Genomic DNA, 5351 nt, shown 5'->3' with positions numbered 1-5351 from the left:
CTTCGAGCGGGCGAGCGCGACGATCGAACCGGCAATCGCGCGCGAGTCAATCATGCCATCGCCTTCAGCTTCGACCGCAACCGCCTCGTCTGCGCCGCGCGCAACCGCCATCTGCAGCACACGATTACTGCCTTCGCCGATGGCGACGGCGACGACCGTCGCGCCGGACGCTTCCTTCAGGAGGATAGCCTCTTCGAGCGCATGGTCGTCGAAATCATTGAGCTGGAAATCCAGCCATTCGCGGTCGATGCCGCGTCCGTCGCCCGTCAGTTCGAGCTCGCCCGCGGAATCCGGAATCATTCGCAGCACAACGAGAATTTTCAAGCGTCGATCCTCCCCGGGTGACCTCAACCCTTCCGGTACCTGCGGCCTATTAGATCGCAACCGTTGCTGTGCCCAATCGAGAAAATCGTAATAGCAGCTATTACAACTCAGGTGATTGACCTTCGCGGCGATGCGTCCGCTAATTCGAAGCGTTGGGAGGCCTGGGCAATCGGCTGTGGCCGGGCGCTTTGTATTTTTCGATATAAGTTGCGAAATATACCATAAATTATTCAGTTTTTACTTGGGGTAGGAACAATCAGCATCCGAAAAGGTGCCCAGGAGGAGGAAAGTATGACTGTAAAGAGTATCTTCGATCAAAAAATATCGCGAGCGAGCTTGATCCGCAAAGCGCCTGCCGCTATGGCGGCCGCCGGCGCGGTTTCGGCCCTGGGACTTGGCGCCACTGCCCCTGCCGCGGCGGAGGAAGCCAAGCCCGGCTATTACGGGGTGCCGCGGACCTGGATTTGGAATCCGAACGCCAACTCGATGGTCGACACTTCGAAGTGGAAGAAGGAGGGGCCCTATACGATCGGCTTCTCCAACGCCTCGATATCCAATGCCTGGCGCGTGGCCTTCCAGCACGGCGTGTTCTGGGCGGCCGGCCAGCATCGCGACGAGATTGCGCATCTTCTGGCGACCGACGCCAATGACGATCCCTCCAAGCAGATCGCCGACATCCAGGACCTGATCAGCCAGGGCGTCGACGTCTTGCTGATCGCAGCCGCGACGGAAGACGCGTTGGACTCCGTCGTCGGCCGCGCCATGGAGCAGGGCATTCCCGTCATCATGGTCGACCGCAAGGTGAAGACGGCAAGCAACTACATCACCTACATCACCGCCTCGGACTGGGCGCTCGGTCGCCTCGAAGCCCTGTGGCTGTGCGAGACGCTCGGCGGAAAGGGCAACATCGTCATGCTGCCCGGCATCGCCGGCTCGAGCGTCGCTGAAATCCGTATCAAGGCGAATGAGGAGGTGTTCGGGAAGTTCCCCGGCATCAAGGTGCTGGAGAAGCAATATTGCGACTGGAACCCCGCGACCGGCAAATCAGTGATGGCCGCGCTCATCCAGAAGCACGGCAAGGAGATCAACGGCGTGCTGGCCGACAGCGCGCTGCAGGGCTCCGGCGCTATCCAGGCTTTCCTCGCGGCCGGCTACAAGGACGGCGAAATTCCGCCGATGACCGGCGGCGACATCGCCTTGATGTATCAACTGGCCTCGCAGCACAACATCAAGATGGTCGGCATCGACTATCCGACCTCGATGGGCATCACCGGCATCGAGACCGTGCTCGACGTCATGAAGGGCATCCCGGTTCCCGAGAAGGTCGAGGTCAGTTTCAATGTGGTGACCTCGCCCGGAGCCGACACGGTTTCGGTCAAGGGCGACCGCCATCTTCTCGACCATGTCAGCATGAGTGACCCGGGCGACCTGTCGCCGAGCAACGGCTTGCCGGCCGGATATAATCCGAGCACGTTCAAGCCCGATTATCCGAAGTAAGCCTCCCAGCCTGGCCAGGGTGTGCGTTCCTTTGGACGCACACCCTGGTGTAACCGGAATTTCGAGCATCGGATAAATGGTCACTCCCGTCATCGAGCTCAGTCGCATCGAGAAGGAGTATCCGGGCGTAAAACCCCTGGACAAGGTGGATTTTGCCGTTCGTCCTGGCGAGATACATGCCCTTCTCGGCGAAAACGGCGCGGGAAAATCCACGCTCATCCGCGTCATGGGCGGCGCCATCAAACCGAATGGCGGCAACATGACTTATCTGGGCAAGCCGGTTTCCTGGCAGTCGCCCAAGCAGGCGCGCGCGGCGGGCATCCACGTCATCCATCAGGAGCTCGCTCTGTTTCCCGAGCTTTCCGTCGCCGAGAACATCCTGGTCGACGCGCAGCCGCGCAACGGCCTGGGGTTGATCTCGGGCCGTGCCCGCCATGCGCGGGCAGCCGAGATCCTGTCGCAGCTCGGCGTGAAGATCTCTACCCATGCCAAGATCGACGAATTGCCGCTTGCCGACCAGCAGATGGTCGAGATCGCCAAGGCGCTGGTCGGCGAGGTGAGGCTCCTCGTGCTCGACGAGCCGACGGCCGTGATCTCCGGCCACGAGGTCGATCTCCTGTTCGACAACATGCGGCGCCTGAAGCGCGAAGGCGTTGGCATCGTCTATGTCTCGCACCGGCTGGAAGAGATCTTCGAGATCGCCGACCGCGTAACGATCCTGAAGGATGGACAAGTGGCGGGTACTGGTCCTGTCGGCGACCTGACACGCGATGAGATGATCACCAAAATGGTCGGACGCCGCCTCGAGCAGATCTATCCGGCACGCCGCAAGGCGCCAGCCAGCGGGCCGGACATCCTCAAGGTCAGCAACCTTCGCGCCGGTCATCGCGTGCGCAATGTCAGCATCGCGGTCAAGCCGGGCGAGGTCGTCGGCATCGCGGGCATGGTCGGCTCCGGCCGCACGGAAGTTGCAGAGGTCATCTTCGGTGTGCGCGACCTCGACGGCGGCACGATCGAGTTCGATGGTAAGCCGTTCGATCGTCGCATGCCGCGGGAGGCAATCCGCAACGGCCTTGGCTTCCTCACCGAGAACCGCAAGGACGAGGGGCTCTTCCTCGGCCTGCCGATCTCCGCAAATGTCATGGCGCCCGATCTGGCAGGCGTCACCAGGCGAGGACTGATCGATCGGCGCGGCGAGCGCGACATCGCGCTAGAGCAAATAAACAACTTCGCCGTGGCCGCGCCTTCGCCGGAGGTCAAGGTCGGCAATCTTTCCGGCGGCAACCAGCAGAAGGTGCTTTTCGGCCGCTGGTCGCGCATTGCCCGAAAGCTTCTCATCCTCGACGAGCCGACGCGCGGCGTTGACATCGGCGCCAAGGTCGAGATCTACCGTATCGTGCGCAGCCTGGCGGAGCAGGGTGTGGGCATCCTCATGATCAGCTCCGAGCTGCCGGAGATCATCGGTCTGTCGGATCGCATCTTCGTGATGTCGCAGGGCCATGTCGCGGGCGAGATCGATGGCGCGTCCGCCACCGAGGAGGCGATCATGGATCTCGCGGTGCGCTCGGTCGACCGGCGCGAGGGCAAGGCGGCCCGGCTGGAGCAGGTCGCATGAGCGCTGTCGTCGCCGAGTTCCGCCGCAACCGGCTCTCGTTGTCCTATGTCATCGTGGTGGCGTTGCTCATCCTGCTTGTTGTGGCGGGTGGCTTCCTGTCCGATCGGTTCCTCACCTGGCGCAATTTCGGCAACCTATTCCAGCAACTCGTCGTGCTGGGCATGGTCAGCCTCGGCCAGACATTCGTAGTGCTGCTCGGCGGCATCGATCTTGCGGTCGGCTCACTGGTCAGCGCATCGACCGTATTCATCGCGCATTTCCTCGAATGGCGGCCGGACTTGCTCTGGCTGGCTCTGCCGCTCGCCCTGATCGCCGCGACGGCGATCGGCGCGCTCAACGGCCTTCTCACCATCGTGCTGCGCGTCCATCCGCTGATCGTGACGCTCGGCATGTCGTCGATCATCTTTGGCGGCACGCTGATGTACAACAAGGAGCCGGGCGGATCGGTCCCGCGTGGGCTAGCCGACTTTTCCTACGCCAAGCTGTGGGGCATCCCGGTGACGGCGATCGTTCTTGTGGCGGTCTTCGCGCTTGCCGGGCTCTGGCTGCAGCGCTCGCGCTCGGGCCGCAGTATCTATTTCGTCGGCGGCGACCGCGAGGCGGCGCGGCTGAACGGCCTACCAGTGAACCGCATCGTGGTCATGGTCTATGCGCTCTCCGGCCTGTGCGCCGGGCTGGCGGCGATCTTCCTGACGGCCCGCACCGGAGTCGGCGACCCGCGCATCGGCACCGCCTTGACGCTGCAATCGATCACGCCGGTGGTGGTTGGCGGCACGGTTCTCGCCGGCGGGCGCGGCGGCGTGCTCGGCACGCTGCTCGGCGTGCTCCTGGTGACGATGCTCAACAATTTGCTGAACTTCCTCAACGTGTCTTCCTATTACCAGTGGGTAATCCAGGGCCTGATCATCATCATCGCCGTCAGCATCCACACCACGAGGCGGAGGCAGTGATGGCACCGCTGGAGACACCGCTGCCCCGGTCGCGAGGCATGTCCGTCGCCTCGGTTTTCGAGCGCTATGGATTGATCGTCTTCCTCCTCGCGCTGCTGCTGGTCGCGGCAGCGCTCTCGCCCACTTTCCTGCAGCCGGCCAACCTGGTTAACGTGCTCACCATCGCGGCCCCGCTCGGCATGGTGGTGGTCGGTCAGACCTTCGTCATCCTGGTGCGCGGACTTGACCTGTCGGTGGCCTCGCTGATGGCGACGGTGGCCGTGCTTGCAACCGCCTTCAAGGCGACGACCAATGACGCGATCCCTCTGATCTTCGTGGCGGCGATCGCCTTCTCCGCCGTCGTCGGCCTCGTCAACGGCTGGCTGATCGCCAAGCGCAACGTCAGTCCGTTCCTTGCCACGCTCGCCATGATGATCATCCTGCAGGGCGTCCGCTTTGCCTATACGGGCGGCGCCCCGATCAGCACCCTGCCGCCGGGCATGGGCTTTCTTGCGTCGGGCCGCATCCTCGGCATCCCGGTCAACCTGATCACCCTGGCGCTGCTGGCGATCGTTTTCGGCATCGTGCTTCATCGCTCGCGTCTCGGGCGCGAGATATTCATGGTGGGCAGCAATCGCAAGGCGGCGTTCCTCAATGGTGTCGCGCCCGATCGCGTCATCATCTTCTGCTATGTCATCTGCTCGGTCTGCGCAGGCATAGGAGGCCTGTTCCTGCTCGGCTATGTCGGGACGGTTTCCAACTGGGTCGGCCAGGGTTACGAGCTGGATTCGATCGTCGCGGCGGTCATGGGCGGCGTGGCGCTGACGGGCGGACGCGGCAACATCTTTGCCGCGCTGCTTGGCGTCGCGGTGCTGGTCGTCATCAACAATCTGGTGCTTTTGCTGGGCTTTCCGATCGAGATGCAACTCATCATCAAGGGCATCATCATCATCGGCGCGGCCGCGTTTTACCGCACAAGGCTCGCA

General features: G+C 62.9%; 4 protein-coding genes and 1 pseudogene. 4 read left to right on the top strand and 1 reads right to left on the bottom strand.

All coding sequences use genetic code 11. From position 1 onward, the window contains the following. Window positions 1-324 (bottom strand): annotated as a pseudogene (locus tag EOA24_RS26350) (electron transfer flavoprotein subunit beta/FixA family protein); the annotation flags it as partial. A gap of 291 nt (window positions 325-615) precedes the next feature. Between EOA24_RS26350 and EOA24_RS26345 the strand changes: the two are divergent. From EOA24_RS26345 to EOA24_RS26330, 4 genes are all read left to right on the top strand, one after another. After that, entirely contained in the window at window positions 616-1821 is a 1206-nt protein-coding gene (locus tag EOA24_RS26345) for a substrate-binding domain-containing protein (RefSeq protein ID WP_126081359.1), read from the top strand. 76 nt (window positions 1822-1897) lie between these two features. Then, window positions 1898-3436, top strand: a complete 1539-nt coding sequence (locus EOA24_RS26340; protein WP_126081360.1) for a sugar ABC transporter ATP-binding protein — start codon at window positions 1898-1900, stop codon at window positions 3434-3436. After that, window positions 3433-4386: an ABC transporter permease gene (locus tag EOA24_RS26335; RefSeq protein ID WP_126081361.1), complete on the top strand. Its 954-nt coding sequence runs from the start codon at window positions 3433-3435 to the stop codon at window positions 4384-4386. Before EOA24_RS26340 ends, EOA24_RS26335 begins: the two co-directional genes overlap by 4 nt. Then, window positions 4386-5351, top strand: a 966-nt coding sequence (locus tag EOA24_RS26330; RefSeq protein WP_126081362.1) for an ABC transporter permease, incomplete at its 3' end; no start/stop codon positions are given. The genes EOA24_RS26335 and EOA24_RS26330, both read left to right, overlap by 1 nt.

Origin of the sequence: Mesorhizobium sp. M2A.F.Ca.ET.039.01.1.1 (assembly GCF_003998035.1) — a bacterium.
Taxonomy (GTDB): Bacteria; Pseudomonadota; Alphaproteobacteria; order Rhizobiales; family Rhizobiaceae; genus Mesorhizobium.
This window is presented reverse-complemented; position numbering and strand designations above follow the sequence as displayed.

Excerpts from the sequence above, each read along its gene's own strand:
- EOA24_RS26345 (WP_126081359.1), top strand. The coding sequence starts at position 616 with ATGACTGTAAAGAGTATCTTCGATCAAAAAATATCGCGAGCGAGCTTG.
- EOA24_RS26340 (WP_126081360.1), top strand. The coding sequence starts at position 1,898 with ATGGTCACTCCCGTCATCGAGCTCAGTCGCATCGAGAAGGAGTATCCG.
- EOA24_RS26335 (WP_126081361.1), top strand. The coding sequence starts at position 3,433 with ATGAGCGCTGTCGTCGCCGAGTTCCGCCGCAACCGGCTCTCGTTGTCC.